The following is a 21,204-nucleotide window of genomic DNA, read 5'->3' on the forward strand; positions in this document are numbered from 1 at the left end:
TGTCTACTACATAATTTTTACATCACATATAGACCGTATTTATGATCGGTGAGTAGCTACAGGGCGTTGGTCAAAAGCCACTTCATGAATTATTTAACTCGGTACCATGTTTGGTTTCGACCAATTGCAGAAATACCAATATAGCCACGCGCAGTAAGTTTTTCGCCATCTGGTGATACAGTTACGCTAAAGCGATAGGTTGTGTCTGACTGTGGGTCAAGAATAGACCCTTTGTCATATTTGTTTTGACCAACATTTTTTAAATTTTTGACAATGGTTAAACCAATTAAAGATTTGTTTTTATAAGTACCTTCACACATCGTACATTTATTGGCTTCACTTGTAACAAGGATTTTTTCAATATTTGCAGTGAGAAGACCGTTTTTGTCTTCGCTAAACTTTACCAAAGCTCTAGGCTGATGGGTTTCATCATCAATGGTTTTCCAAACAGTGCCATTGAGTTTGTCCGAAGCAAAGGAATGAATCGAATAAAAGCTAAGTAAAATTAATAATAAATATTTTTTCATATCAATGAATTCTCGAATTAAAAGTGGATGGTTTTAAAGGCTTTAGAGATGCATTTTAAATTTAACATTACAGTTCTATAAGTGTTAAATCTATAAGTACAAACAATATTAAGTTTTATAAAATATTTTCTATTATATTATTTTTATCAATTTTTTATGTAATGGCTAAAATAGTCAGAATTATTGGGTTTTTAGGCAGTCTTTCATTGGGTATTAAGTAAACAATATGCAGCTCAGATCAGACAATCGGTTTTTAAAAATAATTAGAAAAAGCGCCAAAAGAAATTAATTTATAGTGGATGAAAATAAAAAATATTAACTACTTTTTAAACTAAATAAATTACGTTTAATTCATCACAAATTATAAGATTAATATGAAAATCATGTGATTATTATCGATTGACAGTAGGCAATATTAAGTTTTATAACTAAAAGACCCTGAAACTGTTTCTTTAGTAAAACAGAAAAATGACAATATAAAGATGAGTAGAAAATAGAACAAAAAAAGATAAGGAGAAGAAATGAAAGTCATTAAGTACGCCTTATTTTCCCTAATGGGAATGCTGATAATAAATAGCGCACATGCTGGAAATGCATCTACCTCATTAAAAGTGAGTTTAACCATTGTAGACACTTGCGAAGTTTCAACCCAAGGAAATCTAGATTTTGGTACAGTTGTACGTGCGCAGCCAGTTTCAGCCACAAGAACCGATGTCTCTGTCCAATGCAGCAAAAATACACCGTATCAAGTCGCCGTCACCTCAGACAATAACTTTGAGCTTAAGTCTGCTGCAAGCACAGCTTCTGTGGCATATGTCCTGTATCAGGATGCTGGTCATACTCAAATTTGGGGCGGGGCAGGAAGTAAAATACACTCAGGTGTTGCAACGGGAATGAAAGAAAATATTCCTATACATGGGGTAATTACATCAAGTACCAATGTTCAGGCTACAAAGTATGAGGATTGGGTGCGCGTAAATGTCGTCTATTAATTGCAGCTCGCCAAAGTGTTATAAAAACCTTGAGAGCTGCATCATAAATGGTTTTATTTATGGGTAAGCCATTGAATTGAGGCATCAAACAGCTTTAAACCATCGTCAGATAGATTGGTAAAGGTGTCATTGTTAAGGAAGAACATAAGACGCTTTGCAGGCGCTAAAGATTCATAATCCATTGTTGCACCTTTCTCATATCCCCAAATGGCTACTTTTTCAGGTTGACCATAAATCGTTGCAATAATGGTGGCACCTAAACCGGGCTTACCCCAACTCATAGGCGCTTGAGCCTTATATACATTGCGAGTTCCCGCAGGAAGCTGTGCAGAGAGGGGATGCGGTGCATTGACTAGCCACAAATAACGTTCTTTCTCGACTTCGCCAAAATCGGTATTAATACGTTTACCAGTCATGGCCAAATCATCAAGGTAGTCGTTTTCCCATGTCATGATTGGAAGGGGAAGTTGACGCCAACCAGATTGAAGGTTTTTAGAAGCAACAGTAGAAGAGATAATGACTAAATCTGTGTTCTTTAAACTATTTGGTGAAACAGATTGATCTAACACCTCAACTTCATAGCCCTTGCTTTGCAAGTATTTTTGAATGGCAATATCTGTACTCGCCGAGGCACCTTTAACTTGAGAGATCAAGGCAATTCGCGTTTGAGCATAAACAGCAGAGCTAAACAATGTGCCAATCAACACTACGATAGAAAGAAGCTTTTTCATATTGATTTCAAAAGAGCAGCGATTTAGGCACTGCTCTAATCCCATGTTTTAAAATTTAAAGGTTGCACGTAATACCGCTTGGCGAGAATCACCTTGAGACACGGCCAAATTATTTACACTGGCTGTGTAGTAAGTTTTGTCAAAGATATTATTTAAATTAAATTGGAACGTAACTGCTTGCTTGGCAATGGTCGTGTCATAACTGACAAAAGCATTGGCAAGGGTATAGTCAGGCAGGTCAAAGGTGTTTTTTACGTCTCCAGCTCGTTTGCCAACATAATTACCGCTTATACCAAAACGTAAATTACCGTTGTAAAGTTCGCCATAGTTATACGCTAGTGCCAAAGATGCAGTATTTTTCGCTACATTATTTAAGCGATTGCCTTCAAGGCCAGTTTCATCCTTAGTGACTTTAGCATCTGTATAGGCATAGGTAAGGGTCGCATCAAGCTGATCGGTCACACGTCCTGTCAGGTCGAGTTCAGCACCTTTAGAACGAACTGCTCCGGTAGTACGTAATTCCGTTTCTTGACCAGGTTTAGTGATTGCTACTAAAACATTACGTTTTTTAATGTCGTAGAGTGCAAAGTTGGCTTTAATACGGTCATTTAGCTCATATTTTGCACCCACTTCATAAGACTTGGCTTGTTCCGGTTGTACATCAGAGTTAATAACCGCATCACCTAATGGAGCAATTGTAGAATTCGGCTTAAGTGACTCGGTATAACTACCATAGAATGAAAGCTGGTCATTCCATTTATAAACTAAACCTGCATGTGGAAGCCAAGCATCATCATTGGTGTTGGTGTTTTCTTTAAACGGTCTGCCACGGCCAGCAGTTTGCTGGTAGTTCAGATAACGTCCACCAAGCACTGCAATCCATTTTTCATTTAGGTGAATTGCATCTTGTACATAAAAACCATAGGTATGCAGTTTATCGGTTTGATCACTATCTGATGCAACAACGTTTTGAGATGGCTCAACAGTTCCAAAACTTGGATTTAAATAATCTAAAGTTGAGGTATTGCCACGAACCATATCTGGACGGAAATACTTACGGTATTCGATGTCTGAACCGAATTGAATATCATGCTTTAAACCAAACAGATTGGTTGAACCATTGATATAGGCTTGAGCATTACTATCTACGCTTTGTGCATTTAAAGTCGCATCGGTACGGCGTGTCACCGTGTGATTAGCAGTATCTAATGAAAGTACACGTAACTGGTTGGCATCATAGGTTTCGTAGTTGTAGGTATAGCCGAAGTGAGCTGACCAGTTATCATTAATTTGGTGATCTACCAACAATTGCGCCAAATGATCTTCACCTTTCATTTGGTTAAACGCTTCATCTAGACGTTGGTATTTAGAGATCGGTAGGGCTTTATTGGTTTTCAGGTCAAAAACGGTAGAGCGGTCAAAAGGTACATCAAAGTGACGATATTGATAACTCAGGTTCACTTTAGTTTGACCATTATCCCATGCTACAGACGGAGCAATTAAAGTCTGTTTGAGATTACCAAAATTACGCCAATAGTCCGCGTCAGAATGATCGGCAATAAAGCGATAAGCAAAGTTACTGTCACCAATTGCACCTGTAGTATCTATGCTTGCACCTAAACCATTTTTGCCCGCAGCAAAGCTTGAGCCGTAAACGGAAAGTTCAGTTTTCTGAGTCGTCTCAGGTTTCTTTGTAATGACATTGACCACACCACCCGGATCCATAATGCCATAGAGCAATGAAGATGGACCTTTTAAGACTTCAACTTGTTCAACGGCCGCATTCATGGTACGGCCTTGCACAATTGGCATACCATTTACGGTAATTGAACCATCACGGTTATCACCAAAGCCGCGTTTCATTACGGTGTCTTGTGTACCGCCTAAAGTATTACCCTGCGTAATGCCGCTGACTTGGGTCAGTGCATTGTCCAAGTTCGCAGGTAAATAATCTTTCATGTATTGCTTAGATACAACGTTTACAGTTTGCGGGCTTTCTAGATTTTTTTGTTTGCCTCTTAGCGTCGACGCCGTTTGTGTTGCGATATAACTTGAGTCTGCTTCAGCCTGAACCTTAATCGTTTCTAGTTGTGCCGGTTGAATCGCGCTTGTTTCTGCCCAAGACATCATGGGAATGAGGGATAAGAGTAAGGGGCTACTATGTTTTAAAATTTCAACAGTAATTAAATTTTTACGCGGGGAGAAAGCAAACATAAGTATACCTAAGTGATATAAAAATCGTGAAAGGCTAAAAAAGAGCGACTATTCAAGCGAACAAACAAGAGTGCCGACTAGACTCAAAAAAAGTGAGTAAAGTATATATAAATGAGACTCATTTGCAATGGTTTGGAGTGAATAAAGGGGTGGGAAAAATTAATAATAATTTAACTTTTTAATTAGATTATCTTTTATGATCGGCCACTCTTCATCGATAATACTGAATCTGACTGAATTCCTTTTCCTGCCGTCAGGCATGATTCGCTCATTTCTTACCACACCTTCTTTCTGGGCACCGAGTCTTAAAATCGCATTCTGGGATTTTTCATTAAGTACATCTGTTGTGAACTGAACTCTAACGCAATTTAGCTCTTCAAAGGCATATTGAAGCAGCAAATATTTTGCCTCTGTATTTGCGTATGTTCGCTGCCACGATTTTGAGTACCAAGTACTTCCAATTTCTAATTTTAAATTTTTTCTATCTATTTTCCAAAGTCTGGTAGACCCAATAACTTTTCCTGTAGCAATATCTTCGACTACAAAAGGTAGAACCGTACCCGCTTGGTAACCTTCTAGCGCATGCTGAATATAGTCATCTATTGTTTCTGCTGAAGGGACTACAGTGAAAGGGAGGTTCCATAGTTCTCCATCTGAAGCAGCAGTAACTAAGTCTCTTGAATCTTCAATAGTGAATAGGCGCAGTCGTATATGATGGCTTGAAAGCGTTATATTTAAAGGCATAACAGAGGTCCTAGCTAAAAGATACTAAAAAAAGGTCTATCCAAATCTTATTTAAATCGACTATTAAGATCGCCACTTGAAACCGAAGTCTTGAGCGAATGGAAATTGGCTGACTCGGCAATCGCACTTGCTGTTTTAATAAAACCATCCCAAGCTGAACGTGCTAATGCACCACCAAGACTAATACGTCTTACACCCAAGTCTGCAAGTTCTGCTGCCGTTAAATCACTATCCCAACCAATTAAAACATTTACTGGTTTTGGTGAAACGGCATTCACCACAGCGATGATTTGTTCACGAGTTTTAATACCAGGCGCATACAGGCAGTCAGCACCAGCTTCTGAATATGCTTTTAATCTGTTAATGGTGTCTTCTAAATCAGGTACACCCACAAAGAAGTTTTCAGCACGGCCAATAAGCATCACGTTAGTTCCACTTTGATCGATCGCTACGCGAGCTGCTCGTATTCTTTCAATTGCATCGGAGATATCTCGTAGTGGTTTCTCCATATTTCCAGTTGAATCCTCAATAGAAATACCCGCTATACCTGTATCAATTGCCATTAGAACATTTTCAATGACGCCTTGAGTTGTATCTGAAAAGCCACTTTCAAAATCAGCATTGATAGGCAGGTTAGTGGACTGAACCATATAACGGAGATGTGCCAAGGTTTCATCTCGGTCGAGTTGACCATCGGCCTTTCCGCAAGACCATGCATAACCTGAGCTTGTGGTGGCAAGTGCTTTATAGCCGAGTTGTTCGAGTATTTTTGCACTGCCTGCATCCCAAGGGTTGGGTAAAATAAAGCATCCGTCTTTATGGAGATCGCGGAAAATTCTTCTTTTCTCATCGACTGAATTTTTCATTATTTCGTACTCTTTTTAATGTATTTACTTAAACTTAGCCACTCAATTTTGCCTTTAAATTCAGAGATTGAAAGACCAATTCAAGTCGAATGACTATAACAACTTTTTAACGTATACAAATACAACCACTTCTTAATTTCAAATAAGAAAATCAAAATAAAGTCATGTCCATTTTGGAGATATTGATTATAGTTTTCTTAAATTTATATAAATCTGTTTATCGTCATAAAAAATCATAGTGAGCGTTTTATTATTTTTGTAGTTAACAGGGGAGAACGAACCAGAAACTATTTTATGTCTAATAAGGATCCGCTATGAAAAACACTTATTTAGTTACAGGCGCTACGAAAGGTATTGGAAAAGCAATTAGCGACGAACTGTCCTTGCAGGGGCATCACGTGATTGGTATTGCCAGAAATATCGACCATATAGACTTTCCCGGACAGCTTTTTAGTTGTGATTTATCCAATATAGAACAGACTGAAGAAACCTTAGCATTAATTGCTAAATCTCATGTCATACATGGAATCGTAAATAACTCAGGAATTAGTTTGCCCCAATCTTTAGGCCAGATTTCCTTTCTTGCCTTGGAGGAGGTTTGGAACTTAAATGTAAGAGCTGCGATACAAGTGACTCAGCATTTTGTTGCGCAACTAAAAGAACAGCGTTTTGGGCGAATTATTAATATTGGCAGTAGGGCAATTTACGGGGCAAAACAACGGACAGCATACTCGGCAGCAAAAAGTGCATTGGTCGGTTGTACAAAAACTTGGGCACTTGAGTTGGCTGAGTTTGGAATAACGGTAAATTGTATCGCACCAGGACCAATTGAAACGGAACTTTTTAGAAAAACTAGACCCGTTGGAAGTGAGGCTGAAAAAGTAATATTAGAAAGTATTCCTTTGGGAAGAATAGGTACTCCACAAGATGTTGCACATGCAGTCGCTTTTTTACTGTCAGATCATGCAGGTTTTATTACCGGCCAAGTTCTCAATGTTGATGGTGGTGGAAGCTTATAGATAATCGTAACAATGCTTAGGTACTGAAAACTTAAACTTCATCTTGTCTAATTTTTGAAAAAGATAGGAACATTCACAGGAAAACCACATCCTATGAAAGCTATAACTTTGTAATGTTGATTCATTCTAAATGGCAGACGTAATCAATCACTTCATCTGTAATAATTTTAAATTTACTATTTTCTGGAACCTTAAAAGATTCACCACTTGAATAGATTTTAGTCTCCGGATCATCGCCAATTTGAACACTGCATTTACCCGAAATGATCTCAATGCGTTCCGAAACGTGGGTTTTAAAAGTTAAAGCTTTTTCTGTTGGAAGAATCACCCCTAAAGTCTTTTTTGTACCATCTTCAAGTTCAATAACATGACTAATGGAGTGTCCCTCGTAATGAACATTCGCTTTTTTTGTTATAGAAACAGCATCAAATTGATTTGGCATTTTTCTTGTCTCTTTTATTGTACCGAATATGTACAAGATAATAATAAAAGCTCATCTCAACTTTCAAGCTTTAAAAATAGATTGTTCGATGGACACTAGAAATAAATGCATTTCGAATATGAGGTGATTGTTTAAAATGTAGGGCAAATATCTTTTTATTAAAATTAGAATAATAATTTAATATGTTGTTTATTGATTTGATTTATTGCAAATACATTGTGCAGAGAAGCTTGAAGGTATGAAGTTAAATTTAGATAAATATGACCGTGTAATATTAGATCTTCTACAGAAGGACTGCACATTGGCAATAGGTGATATTGCTGAAAAAGTGGGGTTAAGCAATACGGCTTGCTGGCGCAGAATACATAAGATGGAAGAAGAAGGTATTATTCGTGCAAAAGTCGCTTTGCTAGATCGTAAAAAACTCAACATTAATGTGATTGTGATGGTGTTTATTAAAACTGCACAACACAATATTGAGTGGATTGAGAAATTCCACTCTCATATCTATAACATAGATGAAGTGATTGAAGTGTATAGAATGGCAGGTGAAACAGATTATTTACTTAAAGTCGCCGTGTCGGATGTTGCTGAATACGATAAAGTTTATAAAAAATTAATTGAAATTAAAGGTTTGGCTGATGTGAGTTCGAGTTTTGCCATGGAGCAAATTAAATATACGACAGAACTTCCTTTAAATTTTTTCTAATAAAAACTGAAGATACTATTAAAAATTAAGGACCAGACAAAATGCTACAAGCTAAACCTTATTTACGTTCGGTACAAATTAAAGCAAATATGCAGGCAGACTGGTCAATTTATCCATTTTCGATACCAGCCGTTAATGATATTGAACAATTAACCTTCCATCCAGACGTTACTTTTTTTGTTGGCGAAAATGGTTCTGGTAAGTCGACTATTATGGAAGCCATCGCTTTGGCACTTGGCTTTTCCGAAGAAGGCGGCACTCTAAACGTGCGGCTTAATTCAGCCAGTAGTTCATCAAATTTATTTCAGCATTTAAGAATGATTAAAAGCTTTAAAAAGCCGAAAGACTATTATTTTTTAAGAGCTGAGAGTTATTACAATATTGGCACATATATGAATGAATTGAACTATGTAAAAAGTTATGGTGGCAATATCCATGCTTGTTCACATGGTGAAAGTTTTTTAAAGTTGCTCACTCATAAATTACAAGGTGAGGGGCTTTATTTATTAGATGAACCTGAAGCTGCTCTTTCACCTACCATGCAATTTGTAGCTTTGTCGGCTATTCATGAATTATGCAAAAACCAGTCACAACTCATTATTGCAACACATTCCCCAATTTTACTAGCTTACCCTAACGCTAAAATCTATCAATTTTCTGACACAGGGATTCGTGAAATCCAGTATGAACAAACGGAACATTTCCGTGTGACACATGATTTTTTAAATAATTACCAAAAGCGTATCCAGCAAATCATAGATGAAGGATAGTGTGAGAAGTACCTTTCATAAGAGCTAGTTCGAACAACAAGTAGACCAATGCATAGAGCGTTATAAAATAATATTTTACCCTAAGAAATAAATATCGGATTTAAATTCTAATTTTAAGTAAAAACAGGAAATATAAATCTAATTTTAAGATAAAAAGTAGAAAAATTAAAATTTATATCCATTGAAACCTCACTATCATGAATTGGTAATAAAGTTGATATGTTTCTCGGAATATAAAAGTGAATCAATTCAGTACAGATGTCATTAATTTAGGACGAACACCCGAGCGCTTTGATGGTCTAGTCAACACACCTGTTTTTCGTGGTTCTACTATTGTTGTAAATAGCTTTAGTGAGTGGGAAGAATTTAAGCGAAATGGTGGGGTATATCGACATTATGGCCGTTTCGGCGCCGCAACAGCTAAATCTTTTGAAAGTGCAATCAGTGCGCTTGAAGGCGGTGCGGGTAGTATAGTATTTCCATCTGGGTTGTCGGCATGTACACATGCACTTATGGCTTGTGTAGAGGCAAATAGTCATGTCTTGATTGCCGATAATATCTATGGTCCAACACGAAATTTCGCTGACAATATATTGGTTCGAATGGGGGTAAGTGTTGAATATTTTGACTCTACCAATCTTGAAGCATTAACCGAAAAAATTAATGATCGTACCACTGCGGTGTTTATTGAGTCACCCGGTTCAATGACATTTGAATTGAGTGATGTTGCAGCGATTTCTACAATTAGTCATCAATACGGCGCAAAAGTATTAGTCGATAACTCTTGGGCAACGCCATTACTTTTTCAACCATTAAAGCACGGTGCTGATATTTCTATTCAGTCCGTAACCAAATACATTGGTGGCCATTCTGACATACTCATGGGTGTGGCTACTGCAAATGCCGAAACATACCAACAACTCACTAAAACAGGTCATTTGTTTGGTGAGACCACAAGCCCAGACGACATTTATTTGGCATCACGTGGCTTGCGAAGTTTGGCGGTAAGGTTAAAGCAGCATCAAGATAGTGCTTTAACTATTGCCCGATTTCTAGCAACACATCCGGCTATTAAAGAAGTGCTTCATCCTGCTTTAGAAACAAGTCCTTATCATGATTTGTGGTTGAGAGATTTTGATGGTTCATCTGGAGTATTTGCTTTTTACTTAAAAGAATCTGAACCTTCATATGTGCAAAAATTCTTTGATTCGTTGCAATTATTTCATATTGGTTTGTCTTGGGGAGGGTTTGAAAGTTTGATTTTACCTGTTGGGCAAGCTTATCGAACACATACCAATTTACCTAAAGATGGCTATTTAGTGCGCTTAAATATTGGGCTGGAATCGGTGGTCGATTTACAAAAAGATTTGCAATATGCCCTACAGTGTGCAGAACAAATGCGTGTTGAAAGTGTTATATAGCCGTCTTAAAACCTAAAAGCTAACTTTCTGCACGTCAGTTGCTTCATGTGTGACAGACGCTATCATTTTGTTAGATCTTGGCTATCAGTATAGCGACCATCTATTACTTGGGATTTTATTGCTGTGAAATTATGTTCGTTTACTGTCGGTGCAAAATGGAATTTAAAATTTATAGATCATCTAATTTTATGAAAGAAAGCCCTATTAAAAGGGCTTTGCTGTGATTGAGTTAAGTTTTAAATACTCATCTTTTAATTTATCTAGGAAAATAAACAAGTTTTGATTCATTTCTTGATAGTCATGATTTCTCAATTCCTCACGGGTATTAACAAATTTATAAGCAGGGGCTTGGTCGAGTTCGGTTGCTGAGTGTTGAATGAGTAGTTCAACGACTTCAGGCGTTAGCTCCATATGACACTGTAAGCCATAGACTAATTTCGAATACTCCACGATTTGTCGCGGACAACCTGCACTAAAAGCAATAATTTTGGCATTGCTTGTTAACCCAGGCATGTCATTGTGCCAGTGGCCAACTTCTGTCATTTTTCCTAAGTGTGAAAATAGAGAATCTTTAACACCATACTCAGTCAGCATGATAGGAAACTTACCAATCTCTCTTTCAGGGCTATGTTCAAATTGTCCACCCAAAGCTTCACCAATGAGTTGTGAACCCAAACATATACCTAACACAACTTTATTCGCCTCTATAGCTTTCTTTATGACAGCTTGTTCTGCGAGCGAATTAAAATGAGGGCACATTTCAACTGTCGTATCAGGACTTTGTGGACCACCCATCACAATAAGAAAATCAATATGTTCAACTGTAGAGGGTAATTGTTCGTTTAAATACACTCTTGAATATGTCATTTCAAAGTTATTAGTTTGCCCCCAAATTTCATATGCACCCGGTGCTTCAAAATCTTCATGAACAATAAAATGTAGGCGCATAATAGTCCTCAAAATTTAAAGAGTGTAGTGATAGATTCATTGCTAGATATAAGCCATCTATAGGTTACGAAGCTTATGGCCTAATGAATACATCCAGTTTTTTAAAGTTATATGGTCCAGTGAGAGTAGAGAGTGCTTAAATTAAATAAATTTGGCAGGAGCCTATATGTTTTAAACATAGTTTTAACAGAATTGGTTAAAATATATTAAAGACTAGAATTTTTTATTTTAAATTTAATGTGATTTATATTTATTCTAATAGATTTTTAAAAGATAATTATGTTGCCTTATATTTGTGAAATGAAAAAATATGGAATAGATCTAAATATTAATAATATTAATGCATATTATAGAGGAGGGTGGATAGATAGCCTAAGTTATTGTAATTAATAAATACCGGAGATATAAATCAAACTTTCAAATGATTATAAATATCATTTTTTAAAAGTCTCTATAACAAATAAAATGTTATATGTTTAGATAATAATGTGTAATTATTTGTACAGATGTAAACAAATATTTAGAATAACCGTAATAAATAATTCATATAAAATGTTTGTATAAGTGATTTTTTAGTGTATAATTAGCTTAACTAGAAAAAAGACTTATTAGTTTAGTAAATCCTCTTTTAGTATCGAAGCTTTATTCATAATCCTCCGTTTTTAAGATCTTAAGCTCAATTCGTTATTTTTTCCAAGTTAAACCCGTCATGTCTCATGACTTTAAGTTCTTAAAATTCAATAGGATGTATATCATGTCTAACAACACAGCTACTGGTACAGTTAAGTGGTTCAACGAAACTAAAGGTTTCGGTTTCATTCAACAAGATTCAGGTCCAGACGTTTTTGCTCACTTCAAAGAAATCGCATCTTCTGGCTTCAAAACTTTACATGAAGGTCAACGTGTGACTTTTAATGTTGTGCAAGGTCAAAAAGGCCCTAGCGCTACTAACATTATTCCACAGTAATTATTTCTGTAGAATAAATAAAAAAGCCCTCTAAAGAGGGCTTTTTTTTGTCAATAAGATTTAGCTTTTCCTTATAACTAGGCACTACGCATTAAGGCTGCTACGGCTTTTTCCAGAAATTGTAGAGTAACTGGTTTGAGCCAAGTGCCGTCAGCAAGGCTTGGTTCATTTTGCATTGCAGTACGAATTTTTGCTTGAGTACTTGGGTTATTGCCAGCATAGCCTTGTAACATAGCAAGCCATTGTTTTGCTAAACGCTGCGCGCCTTCACTATCTGGTTTGACCTCGGCATCAATCAATTTTTCAATATCGACCAATAACTGAGGCCATTTTTTCATCTCACGAATGTAATTTTCTTTGAGAAAATTAAACTCATCATCAGATAAATAACAGGCAAAAATACTCAGCTTACTTTCAGAAAACGCTTGAAGTAAAAACTCAACAACTTCGGGTGTTACTCCTAATTTTTCCTGAAATTCAGGCTCGGCTGAATTTATGGTATTTAATTTAACAAGCCATTCTGGGTTAGCCCTTGTATTATACTCAAGAGTTTTCATCCACTTTCGTGCTAAATTTTGAGCTGCTTCACTGTTAAATGGTTCACCTGCATTAAATAGTGCATTTGCTGCCAGTGTTAATTCTTGCCACTCTTGATGACTTTTAGTACCTGCTTGTAAGAAAGTAAGTTTTTCAAGCTCTTCTTTTGTAAAGTATTTCTCAAACATTGCTATAAGCTCCAGTGTTTTTAGCCAATCCTCCAATCCAAGCTCTTCACCACTTATAATTTGAGATTTCAATTTGCTGAGTTGATTTCGCAAATTCTTTTGCTCGTTCAATCTCTGATCTATTGCTTGAATCTGCTGATCAATAATTGGTAGAAGTGCAAGATTGGGGTCTTCAAGAACCGTATGGATTTCGGCTAACGACATTCCCAGTCCCCGTAATGCTTGAATCTGATGCAAACGGGTAATGTCTTTACGGGTATATAGTCGATAACCAGCATCGGAACGGACCGAAGGCTGAAGTAAACCGATATCGTCATAGTGATGAAGAGCACGGACAGTAAGTCCTGTTTGCTTAGCCAATTCACCAACTTTTAACAGCATCTTTTTGCTCCTTCTTCCTTAGGCGTGTTTTATGCTAGGGGCTTACGTTACGTGAGGGTCAACTACTTTAGCTCAATATTTTTAATTTTTTGCTTGATTGGAGTAAGTTACTACGTTGAGTAGGTCTATAATTAACGCAATAAAAGTAGTTCCGTCTACTATAAAAGATGAATAATATAAGAAAGCTCTCATCCAGTATTGAAGTAACTCAGGAATAAAAGGGTATGTTAATTCAATTAGAACTAATAACAGAACTAGATATTACACAGTTGCGACAATACGATGATGAATATGACAATGAAATTAGTGTGTTGGCTGACATTTGTGCTGAATTTTCTAAGAATAAACTCAATCAGTTTAAGATTCAGGCTTTTTCAAATGAGCTTTGGCCTGTAGCTATCGAAACTGATCTGGTTGTTTTTTTAGAGCAATTACCTGCTTGTATAAGAGAAATAAATTTAGGATCTGATTGTTCAGTTGATTTATATGAGCAGGGAATAAATAGAGAAATTTTATTTAAATTTAATCAAGGAAATTATACTTGCTATGGGCAAAGTCATGATGGAACTTGGACACCTAGCTATGTTGAAAATGTCAGTCAATCAGATTTATTAAAAATGTTGCGAGCTTTCTTGAATGATTTTTTGTCAGCTTTAAAATATAAGCATTCTAATAAATATCTTTTACAGTGGTTAAGTGGTAATACTTAACAAATCAACAGCAACCGATATTCACCGTCATTTTCAACGGGTGCTCTATGCACACACGGTAAAACCTTTTGAGTGGGATGGTCTACCGCCAAACGCCACAAGTGTCCCGTACCTAAATTTATAGGTTGTGCATTGGGTTTAGGCTGATAATGTAAATCAAAGAAATACTCTGCTAAAAAGCTTTCAAATTCGGCTTCTGACCCGTCGTGTAAAGCTCTAAGCTTTTCTCTAATTTCTGGAATTAAAACTTTTTGTTCAACTTGATCATTAGGCACAATATCGCTAGCTGCACCGTGATAAGTACATAAGAACGTATCGGTTTCAATAGGGGAGCGATCAACGTGAAATGAATAGACATCTGTTGAAATAAAATCTAGCTCATCATCACGCTCATAATATTTAAGTAAGTTCAGTACAGGTGATGCACCTATATTAGTTAAGAGCTGTATATCCTTTAAAATAATGTCTCGAGCCAAATCACCTTGTTCTGAAAGCGGCAGTGCTAACAAGTCTTCAATAGAAATTTCAGTAATATTTTCTTTTAACTGAAGTTTTTCCACAATTTCTTTAAAGTCGCCTGCCAAATTTCTGGCCCAACAAATAGCGTTCTTATCCCCCTGAAACTGTGTATTTACAAGTTCAGCAAAAGTAGTTACCACTTCAACTTGTTTGTGCTCAGAAAGTGTATTGGTCATATTAAAGTTAAATCGGTCAAAAACCTGCTAATCATACACGTTTAGCGCTTATAGAGCTGTAATGCTCAACCACAATTTCAGCATTTGAAATGCAAGAAAAGTACAATAAATATATGATCTTTAGTTTCAGTTTACCTATTATAAAATGGCTTTGATGAATTGAGAAAAGATGAGAAGTCGACATTTTTATAATTGGATAAGTCAAAAAGGGAAGTCTTAAAAGCAATAGGTTCGCGAGGAAAATATGGAAGAAATTAAAACAATTGGTGTGGTTGGTGTCGGTGTCATTGGTGCAAGCTGGACAGCTTTATTTTTATATAAAGGCTTTAAAGTAAAGGTATATGACCCTTACCCTTACCCAATAGATGAACAGTTATTTAAAAAAAGACTACAAGCAAATTTGAAAGATTTAAGCGATTTAGATTTACAAACGCAACCTAGCCGTCATTTACAAGACGTTTTGTCAAATCTAGAGCTTTATAACAACCTAAAAGATGCAGTAACCGATGTCGATTTTATTCAAGAAAATGCACCAGAACGTTTGGACATAAAGCAAAAGTTATATCAAGACATCACGTCATATTGTCCAGAAAAAACGCTGATTGCCTCAAGTTCTTCTGGTCTAAAAGTTTCTGATTTTCAAAAAGAGGCAACTCATCCGGAGCGTATTTTTTTAGGTCATCCATTTAACCCACCTCATCTATTACCTTTGGTTGAAATAGTCGGTGGAAAATTAACAGATCCGCAAATTTTAAAGAAAGCTTCCGAGTTTTATCAAAGTTTGGGTAAGCATCCGATTATTTTAAATAAAGAAGTAAAAGGTCATGTTGCAAACCGTTTGCAAGCAGCATTATGGCGAGAAGCATTTTCACTGGTGAAAGAAGGTGTGTGTTCAGCAGAAGATGTTGATATCGCAATTACCAGTGGGCCAGGGCTGAGATGGGCATTATTTGGCCCTTATATAAATATGGAGCTTGCAAACCAGAAGGGTTTTAAAGAGGCAATTCATCACTTAGGGCCACCTATGACCGAATGGTGGAATGATATGCAGGCGTTTCAGCATTCTGATGAGACTACAGAGATACTAGAAGCACAAACAAAAGAGCTTTTAAGCCACTATAAACATATCGACTTATCTCAAAAAAGAGATAAAGGTCTGGTCGATATTTTAAAGCTGAGACAGCAATTAAAGTTGGATTAAGCTAATTTTTAACAGGTGCCAAACAATGCTTTACTGTGATGTTTGGCTTTTATATTGTTGTGTATTTCGGTAGTATTCTTACTCTTCTTTCTGCTCGAAAACTAAAAAGCTTGTTCTATTTATAAGCTTTTTAGCCTCATCAATTTACTAGGACATATGAAACGTTACTACAAGCAAACTGAATCGGTAGTTTCTCAATGGACGACCGAACAAGACTGTTTTTTAATAGAAAATAATTCTCTTTCTATTGATGAGTTGAAACAACATCTGCCATTTTCTGAAGAAGAAATTAGGATTCGCAGAGCAGTTTTAGGACTGGTAAGACGCGATCAGCAAATGAGATCGTATTAATTTACCAAATGGTAAATTTTAATTGAAAATAAATGTTTCAAAAGAAGAGAATAATTTAAAAAATATTGCGGAGGATTTAACAAAACCATAATTTTTTTCGGTGTTTTTTTGGTGCAACTTACAGAAAGCTTTAACTACTTACATTCAACAATAATAACATTTCACTCCTTAACATTTGTTTCACCATAATCAGAACCATAAATCATTTTAAGATCAAAACTTTATAACAATTGAGATTGAGGAGGTTAAAAATGCCAAAATATTTAGCCGTGGCTGAAAAGGTTTATAAGAATATTAAAAAAGATGACTTATTCACCAATGACCTTACACAAAATCTGAATTGTTTAATCAGTCAGATTCGTAAGGCCATTAAAGGAACTGAATTCAAACTTAAGTTTAATTATATCGATTTTGATGAGCAATTAACTAAACCGCTTAGTGAGTGCAAGGTTAAAGTTGATGTAAGTGTAATGCCAAAGTTTGAAAATGAAGGAGAGTATTTACTCTGGTTAGCCAGTTTTATTGAGCGGGTTACAGAAGGAGGAAAACCTAAATTCCCGCCAATTTCACAGTTAATCCCACACGGATTTAAAATGTCTAAAGAATCACTTCCTGTGACAGTTGCTCCTCCAAAAGAAGAGCATGCAGATATGATCATTAATTATTTTAAATCTGAAGATTTTATGAAATCTAATAAAGCTCCTTCATAAAAGAATATAGAAGTATTCGTCCACCATACTTCTATATACCTGCTGGTTATACTCAGCGACCGCCTTCTGGGGCGGTTTTTTTTATGGGTATTACCTCATTCACTTCTTTGTAAAAGTAAAACTGGTTTGTCGTAATTACTATTACACCACTCATGTTTTTTGAGTACAGCTTTGGGAACCTGAACCATATCTTTTACAGGGTTAAAACCCATTGATCCGTAAAAGCCTTCCAGTTCAGCAAAGGGTAAACAGTAAAGCTTGGAAAATTCCGAGTTTTTAATTAGAAAATCGACCACTTTACGAGCAATTCCTAACCCTTCATTGCCAGGAAAAACATAAATTCCACCGAGTTCACCGCTGTTCGAATCAATGGAGACAACTCTACCTTGACCAACAATTTTCTCACCAATAGAAGCTAGTACAATAAGTTCATCTTCATGTGATGGTACAAAATCAACCTCGGCATAACGTTCGTTTATAGCTTTGATATCAACAGTGTTAGCAAGTCTTAATGAAATTTCCATTACTCTTCCTATAAGTACTATCTGTAATTTTTAAGTTTGGCTTTTCGATGATAGCTATAAAACTCAAAATAGGCTAAATACTTTATCAAAGCATTTAAATTAAGCTTTTTATAATATTGATTGGCTTAATAAAGGGGATTAGTAACTAATCTCTTAATTGTTTCTTCAAGTTCATCGTAATGATGAATACTTGCATCAGAAAGAGGGTGTTCAAGAGTGAGAGTTGGGTGGAAAAATATTGTTTGCATACCCACTTTTTTGGCGCCTTGTATATCTGCTTTGGGATTGTCTCCAATAAAAATGCAATCGGATGGGTTACAGCCCAATTGAGTGCAAGTATATAGATAAATTGCTGGGTCAGGTTTTCTTAAACCTATGGCTTCAGAAATCACGATAGTTGAAAAATAATCTGTTATTCCTAAAGCATAAAAATTATGTTCTTGAAACGGTGTTTTTCCGTTTGATACTAAGCCCAATGTATATCCTTGAGCATGAAGGTTTTGAATGGTTTTTTGAGCATTTTCAAAAGCTGTAGAGAATTTATTAAAATTATTAATATAAGACTGTAGCAATTCATTTGTATCATATCCTTTGATATTAAAGTCTTTAATTAATTGATCATAAACAATATCTTTCCAAACACTTCCATTGTTATCTAACTTGATGAAGCTTTTAATAAAAGACTCTTTTAATTCTTGTGGTACTAATTTGAAGAAGTTTACTTGCCAATTTAGAAATTTTATAAGCGATTCATTGCGATTAAGAATGGTTTGGTCTAGGTCAAACAAAAGTACTTTTTTCATTTTAAAATCTTTAAGAAATAGATTAATACTTATAGCGAATTTCTATCTATTGTTCAGTTTAATTAAAATACTTTTACGATTCTTTTCTGAATAACTCCAAATCAAAAACAACCCATCATAAGGCGTTACTAAAAGTCTTCTAGTCATGATGGGTCTTTATAGTTAAGGATTTATAGAATCAACTGCTTGAAGTAAGCTTGTAAATAATATTGCTAGTTTTGACTCAGGTTGTGGCTCATTTCCATTTGCGGTAAATACTGCACAAACTTTATGGCCTTTTTGAGTTTTTCCAATCACTGAAAAGTTAATCACGCCGTATTCGGAACCACCTTTAAAACCAATTTTTTGCCAATTTAAATTTTTAAACAGTGGATTTAAAGAACTGTTCAGAGCAGGGGCATTTTGAACACTTTCAAGAAGAGGACAAACCTCATTGGCTGACATATACAATTCAGCATCTTGCCAAGTAGCCGATTTTCCAATGCTACTCACACTTGGTAATGGCAGTTTATCTAGCTCAGAGAGCACTTCTAAACGAGCTGATTTTGTACCTGTTTTAAACTTATTTCTGAGCTGTTCATTACTCGAATCAATCAGTTGAAATAGTTCTCGTGTGGTCAGCATAGGAGAGTTTCTAGGTGACAACGCTTCTATACGAGGCTTTTTTAATACCTCTATAAGGCTATCGGTCGCTGTGTTATCGCTAATTTGTATCATTAACTGCGCGAGAAGCTCGAGATTTACAGGTGTGCCAGCAGGTAGGTTTTGTAAAACTCCTGTTGGTAATGAGCGATTTTTTTCTTTTAAAGAAACAATAGTTTCTCTTTTTAATTCGCCTTTTTTTATAGCATCTTCATATGCTTTTAAAACGAGTAACTTAAAAGTCGAACCTACAGCCATAGGGGTTTTATCATTTTCAACGACGACAGGTTTGTTATCTACAATAACTAAAAGAGAAGTTTTACCCACCGCATTTTCATGTAAACCTTTCACTGTTTCATCTAAGCTTACTGTCTTAAAATGAGGTGCGCTAAACCAAAGGGTACTAATTTGCCCTTGCTGATCTAAGCTAATTGAAACAGGTAATTCTCCTTTTTCAAAATCAATCGTTCCTGAACCATTAGAAACATTAATACTTTTAAGAGTGCCTAAAGAGGCTTTTAAATCATCAACGATTTTTTGAATTTGTGTTATGGAAACTTGTCCTAAAAATTGAGAGCTAAATAAAGAAGCTTCTATGGGTTTATCTGCAAAAATCGATGAAAGCTTACTAGATAAAGTATCTATTTTTTGTTCTGCTGCTGCATGAGCAGTAGAAACAACAATAGGGGACACATTTAAAGCCATAACGCCTACAGCAAAAAATAAAGCTCTAGACGCGTACATTTTCTTAGTTAGAAAGTTCTTCATTCAATGTCCTCTTATACTCGGTCTCATCTATAATTTTTTATAAATGTCTTTAAAAATAAACGTTCATTTTGACCTATCAAAAATCATATATCTATATAAATTTCTTCGATTTTATAAACCAAATTTTAATAATAAAGCTAAATTATTTAGCCTTACTTTTTTAGTGATCTAATTTAAAGCAAATGTCATTTTGTGTGCTTGACGACAAGAGACTTGGACACTATTCTTTGCCTGCTGGCCACATTGCCAGTCGGTTTTAGCAGACCGTTCCGAAAAGCATTAAAAGAGCAATCTTTTAGTGACGAACCCTCGTGCCCCCTCTGCGGCGGAACGGGAGGGGGACACCTTCGGGTGTGCTGGGTTTTTTCGGCCAGTCTGCTAACCCCCTTTCGTTCTGCCACCATAATTTTAATGTCTGGCAGAACTCCCAATAAAAAGGAGTTGGCTTTGCACATCCATTATTTCTTGGCTCTCCATGCCAAAAGCTATAACGACACCACTTAAATCATCTTTAAACAGTTTGATGGCCTTTAGGGTTTTCAGACTTTAAGTCATTACGGCTCAAAAATTTGTATCAACAATAAAACTTGAGATGTGCCAAGCACAGTCTTTACGGCTTTGCTGTGCCTTTTTTTCTCCCAAAAAAGTATCTCGTTTAGAAACAACAAGAATTTATAACGGTAAAACTATGTCAAATGATTTAGAAATCTCTTCCAAAAAATTACACATTATTCGAACGGCTATTGGTCTATTTACAACTTATGGCTTTCACACCGCAGGTGTAGACCTGATTGCCAAACAGTGCGAAGTACCCAAGGCGACGTTGTATAACTATTTTCGTTCAAAAGAAGGGCTGATTGAAATGTGTATCGCCTTTCAAAAAAGTTTACTCAAAGAAGAAGTACTCGCCATTATTTATTCAAGCCATTACCGCACACCTATTGATAAGCTCAAAGAAATCGTGGTCTTACATGTTAACTCTAACAGCCTGTACCACTTATTACTTAAAGCTTTTTTTGAAATTAAAGTGACTTACCCGCAGGCTTACCGTATGGCAGTTGAGTATAGAAAATGGCTGACCCGTGAAATTTTTGAACTGATTTTTAGCTTAGAAATGAGTGTATTAAAACCCGATGCCGACATGGTTTTAAACTTAATAGATGGCTTAATGTTTGAGTTTTTAAGTACAGACAGTGTAGAGAACAGGGATGCAGCGGTGGAGTGTTTCTTTAAGCCTATCTGTTTAAGATAAATGAATTGTTTAGATTAATGGCAGAGCTCAGGATTACTACGCTATGAGTATTGTAGGTGAGTAGTGCTCGCCATTAATTTAGTATTTATTGA

General features: G+C 36.0%; 23 protein-coding genes. 11 read left to right on the plus strand and 12 right to left on the minus strand.

The genetic code is table 11. From position 1 onward, the window contains the following. Positions 1 to 89: 89 nt before the first annotated feature. Positions 90 to 527 (minus strand): DUF2147 domain-containing protein, encoded by a 438-nt coding sequence (locus ABLC00_RS06405; protein WP_032012109.1) that lies wholly within the window; start codon positions 525 to 527, stop codon positions 90 to 92. Between the two features lie 521 nt (positions 528 to 1,048). On the opposite strand from ABLC00_RS06405, the gene ABLC00_RS06410 reads away from it, so the two are divergent. Then, a complete protein-coding gene (locus tag ABLC00_RS06410; protein ID WP_004709675.1) occupies positions 1,049 to 1,519 on the plus strand; it encodes a spore coat U domain-containing protein in 471 nt (156 codons plus the stop codon). Between the two features lie 53 nt (positions 1,520 to 1,572). Here the strand turns inward: ABLC00_RS06410 and ABLC00_RS06415 are convergent, their stop codons facing one another. The 4 genes from ABLC00_RS06415 to ABLC00_RS06430 form a co-directional block, all read right to left on the minus strand. Continuing rightward, on the minus strand, positions 1,573 to 2,250 hold the full coding sequence (locus tag ABLC00_RS06415; RefSeq protein ID WP_033846154.1) for a hypothetical protein: 678 nt from the start codon (positions 2,248 to 2,250) through the stop codon (positions 1,573 to 1,575). Positions 2,251 to 2,298: 48 nt separating this feature from the next. Continuing rightward, positions 2,299 to 4,464 (minus strand): TonB-dependent siderophore receptor, encoded by a 2,166-nt coding sequence (locus ABLC00_RS06420; RefSeq protein ID WP_033846153.1) that lies wholly within the window; start codon positions 4,462 to 4,464, stop codon positions 2,299 to 2,301. A gap of 159 nt (positions 4,465 to 4,623) precedes the next feature. After that, positions 4,624 to 5,208, minus strand: coding sequence for a GNAT family N-acetyltransferase (locus ABLC00_RS06425; RefSeq protein ID WP_033846152.1), 585 nt, complete (start codon positions 5,206 to 5,208; stop codon positions 4,624 to 4,626). 47 nt (positions 5,209 to 5,255) lie between these two features. Further along, entirely contained in the window at positions 5,256 to 6,074 is an 819-nt protein-coding gene (locus tag ABLC00_RS06430; protein ID WP_033846151.1) for an isocitrate lyase/phosphoenolpyruvate mutase family protein, read from the minus strand. 314 nt (positions 6,075 to 6,388) lie between these two features. Here ABLC00_RS06430 and ABLC00_RS06435 point away from each other — a divergent pair, with 314 nt between their 5' ends. Then, on the plus strand, positions 6,389 to 7,093 hold the full coding sequence (locus ABLC00_RS06435) for an SDR family oxidoreductase (protein WP_033846150.1): 705 nt from the start codon (positions 6,389 to 6,391) through the stop codon (positions 7,091 to 7,093). Positions 7,094 to 7,214: 121 nt separating this feature from the next. Here ABLC00_RS06435 and ABLC00_RS06440 read toward each other — a convergent pair whose 3' ends face one another. Beyond that, positions 7,215 to 7,535, minus strand: a complete 321-nt coding sequence (locus ABLC00_RS06440) for a pyrimidine/purine nucleoside phosphorylase (RefSeq protein ID WP_004709670.1) — start codon at positions 7,533 to 7,535, stop codon at positions 7,215 to 7,217. 238 nt (positions 7,536 to 7,773) lie between these two features. Between ABLC00_RS06440 and ABLC00_RS06445 the strand changes: the two genes are divergently transcribed. From ABLC00_RS06445 to metC, 3 genes are all read left to right on the plus strand, one after another. Beyond that, complete coding sequence (locus ABLC00_RS06445) at positions 7,774 to 8,244, plus strand: Lrp/AsnC family transcriptional regulator (RefSeq protein WP_002054496.1); 471 nt, start codon at positions 7,774 to 7,776, stop codon at positions 8,242 to 8,244. Positions 8,245 to 8,285: 41 nt separating this feature from the next. Beyond that, a complete protein-coding gene (locus ABLC00_RS06450; RefSeq protein ID WP_033846149.1) occupies positions 8,286 to 9,014 on the plus strand; it encodes an AAA family ATPase in 729 nt (242 codons plus the stop codon). A 239-nt stretch (positions 9,015 to 9,253) separates the two neighbouring features. Then, a complete protein-coding gene (metC, locus tag ABLC00_RS06455; protein WP_033854537.1) occupies positions 9,254 to 10,435 on the plus strand; it encodes a cystathionine beta-lyase in 1,182 nt (393 codons plus the stop codon). A gap of 204 nt (positions 10,436 to 10,639) precedes the next feature. Here the strand turns inward: metC and ABLC00_RS06460 are convergent, their stop codons facing one another. Continuing rightward, the gene (locus ABLC00_RS06460; protein WP_033846147.1) at positions 10,640 to 11,383 is read right to left on the minus strand and encodes a type 1 glutamine amidotransferase; all 744 of its coding nucleotides are present in this window, start codon (positions 11,381 to 11,383) and stop codon (positions 10,640 to 10,642) included. Positions 11,384 to 12,137: 754 nt separating this feature from the next. Between ABLC00_RS06460 and ABLC00_RS06465 the strand changes: the two genes are divergently transcribed. Beyond that, positions 12,138 to 12,350: a cold-shock protein gene (locus tag ABLC00_RS06465; protein WP_002054492.1), complete on the plus strand. Its 213-nt coding sequence runs from the start codon at positions 12,138 to 12,140 to the stop codon at positions 12,348 to 12,350. A gap of 77 nt (positions 12,351 to 12,427) precedes the next feature. On the opposite strand, the gene ABLC00_RS06470 is transcribed toward ABLC00_RS06465, so the two are convergent. Then, on the minus strand, positions 12,428 to 13,456 hold the full coding sequence (locus ABLC00_RS06470; protein ID WP_033846146.1) for a MerR family transcriptional regulator: 1,029 nt from the start codon (positions 13,454 to 13,456) through the stop codon (positions 12,428 to 12,430). Positions 13,457 to 13,680: 224 nt separating this feature from the next. Here ABLC00_RS06470 and ABLC00_RS06475 point away from each other — a divergent pair, with 224 nt between their 5' ends. Next, entirely contained in the window at positions 13,681 to 14,166 is a 486-nt protein-coding gene (locus tag ABLC00_RS06475) for a hypothetical protein (protein WP_033846144.1), read from the plus strand. On the opposite strand, the gene ABLC00_RS06480 is transcribed toward ABLC00_RS06475, so the two are convergent. Next, positions 14,163 to 14,861: a DUF1826 domain-containing protein gene (locus ABLC00_RS06480; protein ID WP_033854465.1), complete on the minus strand. Its 699-nt coding sequence runs from the start codon at positions 14,859 to 14,861 to the stop codon at positions 14,163 to 14,165. The genes ABLC00_RS06475 and ABLC00_RS06480 overlap by 4 nt on opposite strands. A gap of 244 nt (positions 14,862 to 15,105) precedes the next feature. Here ABLC00_RS06480 and ABLC00_RS06485 point away from each other — a divergent pair, with 244 nt between their 5' ends. From ABLC00_RS06485 to ABLC00_RS06495, 3 genes are all read left to right on the plus strand, one after another. Beyond that, complete coding sequence (locus tag ABLC00_RS06485; protein WP_033846142.1) at positions 15,106 to 16,062, plus strand: 3-hydroxyacyl-CoA dehydrogenase NAD-binding domain-containing protein; 957 nt, start codon at positions 15,106 to 15,108, stop codon at positions 16,060 to 16,062. A gap of 156 nt (positions 16,063 to 16,218) precedes the next feature. Then, positions 16,219 to 16,413: a hypothetical protein gene (locus ABLC00_RS06490; RefSeq protein ID WP_080775675.1), complete on the plus strand. Its 195-nt coding sequence runs from the start codon at positions 16,219 to 16,221 to the stop codon at positions 16,411 to 16,413. A 251-nt stretch (positions 16,414 to 16,664) separates the two neighbouring features. Then, on the plus strand, positions 16,665 to 17,123 hold the full coding sequence (locus ABLC00_RS06495; RefSeq protein ID WP_002054486.1) for a hypothetical protein: 459 nt from the start codon (positions 16,665 to 16,667) through the stop codon (positions 17,121 to 17,123). A 95-nt stretch (positions 17,124 to 17,218) separates the two neighbouring features. Here the strand turns inward: ABLC00_RS06495 and ABLC00_RS06500 are convergent, their stop codons facing one another. The 3 genes from ABLC00_RS06500 to ABLC00_RS06510 all read right to left on the minus strand — a co-directional run bounded on the left by ABLC00_RS06500 (position 17,219) and on the right by ABLC00_RS06510 (position 19,860). Further along, complete coding sequence (locus ABLC00_RS06500; RefSeq protein WP_033846141.1) at positions 17,219 to 17,647, minus strand: GNAT family N-acetyltransferase; 429 nt, start codon at positions 17,645 to 17,647, stop codon at positions 17,219 to 17,221. Between the two features lie 125 nt (positions 17,648 to 17,772). After that, positions 17,773 to 18,450 carry an HAD family hydrolase gene (locus tag ABLC00_RS06505; RefSeq protein WP_033846140.1) on the minus strand — a complete coding sequence of 226 codons (678 nt, stop codon included), beginning with the start codon at positions 18,448 to 18,450 and terminating at the stop codon, positions 17,773 to 17,775. A gap of 162 nt (positions 18,451 to 18,612) precedes the next feature. Next, positions 18,613 to 19,860: a serine hydrolase gene (locus ABLC00_RS06510; protein WP_033846139.1), complete on the minus strand. Its 1,248-nt coding sequence runs from the start codon at positions 19,858 to 19,860 to the stop codon at positions 18,613 to 18,615. A gap of 688 nt (positions 19,861 to 20,548) precedes the next feature. Here ABLC00_RS06510 and ABLC00_RS06515 point away from each other — a divergent pair. Further along, the gene (locus tag ABLC00_RS06515; protein ID WP_205200729.1) at positions 20,549 to 21,112 is read left to right on the plus strand and encodes a TetR/AcrR family transcriptional regulator; all 564 of its coding nucleotides are present in this window, start codon (positions 20,549 to 20,551) and stop codon (positions 21,110 to 21,112) included. Positions 21,113 to 21,204 lie beyond the last annotated feature (92 nt).

Origin of the sequence: Acinetobacter nosocomialis (assembly GCF_041021905.1) — a bacterium.
GTDB classification, from domain to species: Bacteria; Pseudomonadota; Gammaproteobacteria; order Pseudomonadales; family Moraxellaceae; genus Acinetobacter; species Acinetobacter nosocomialis.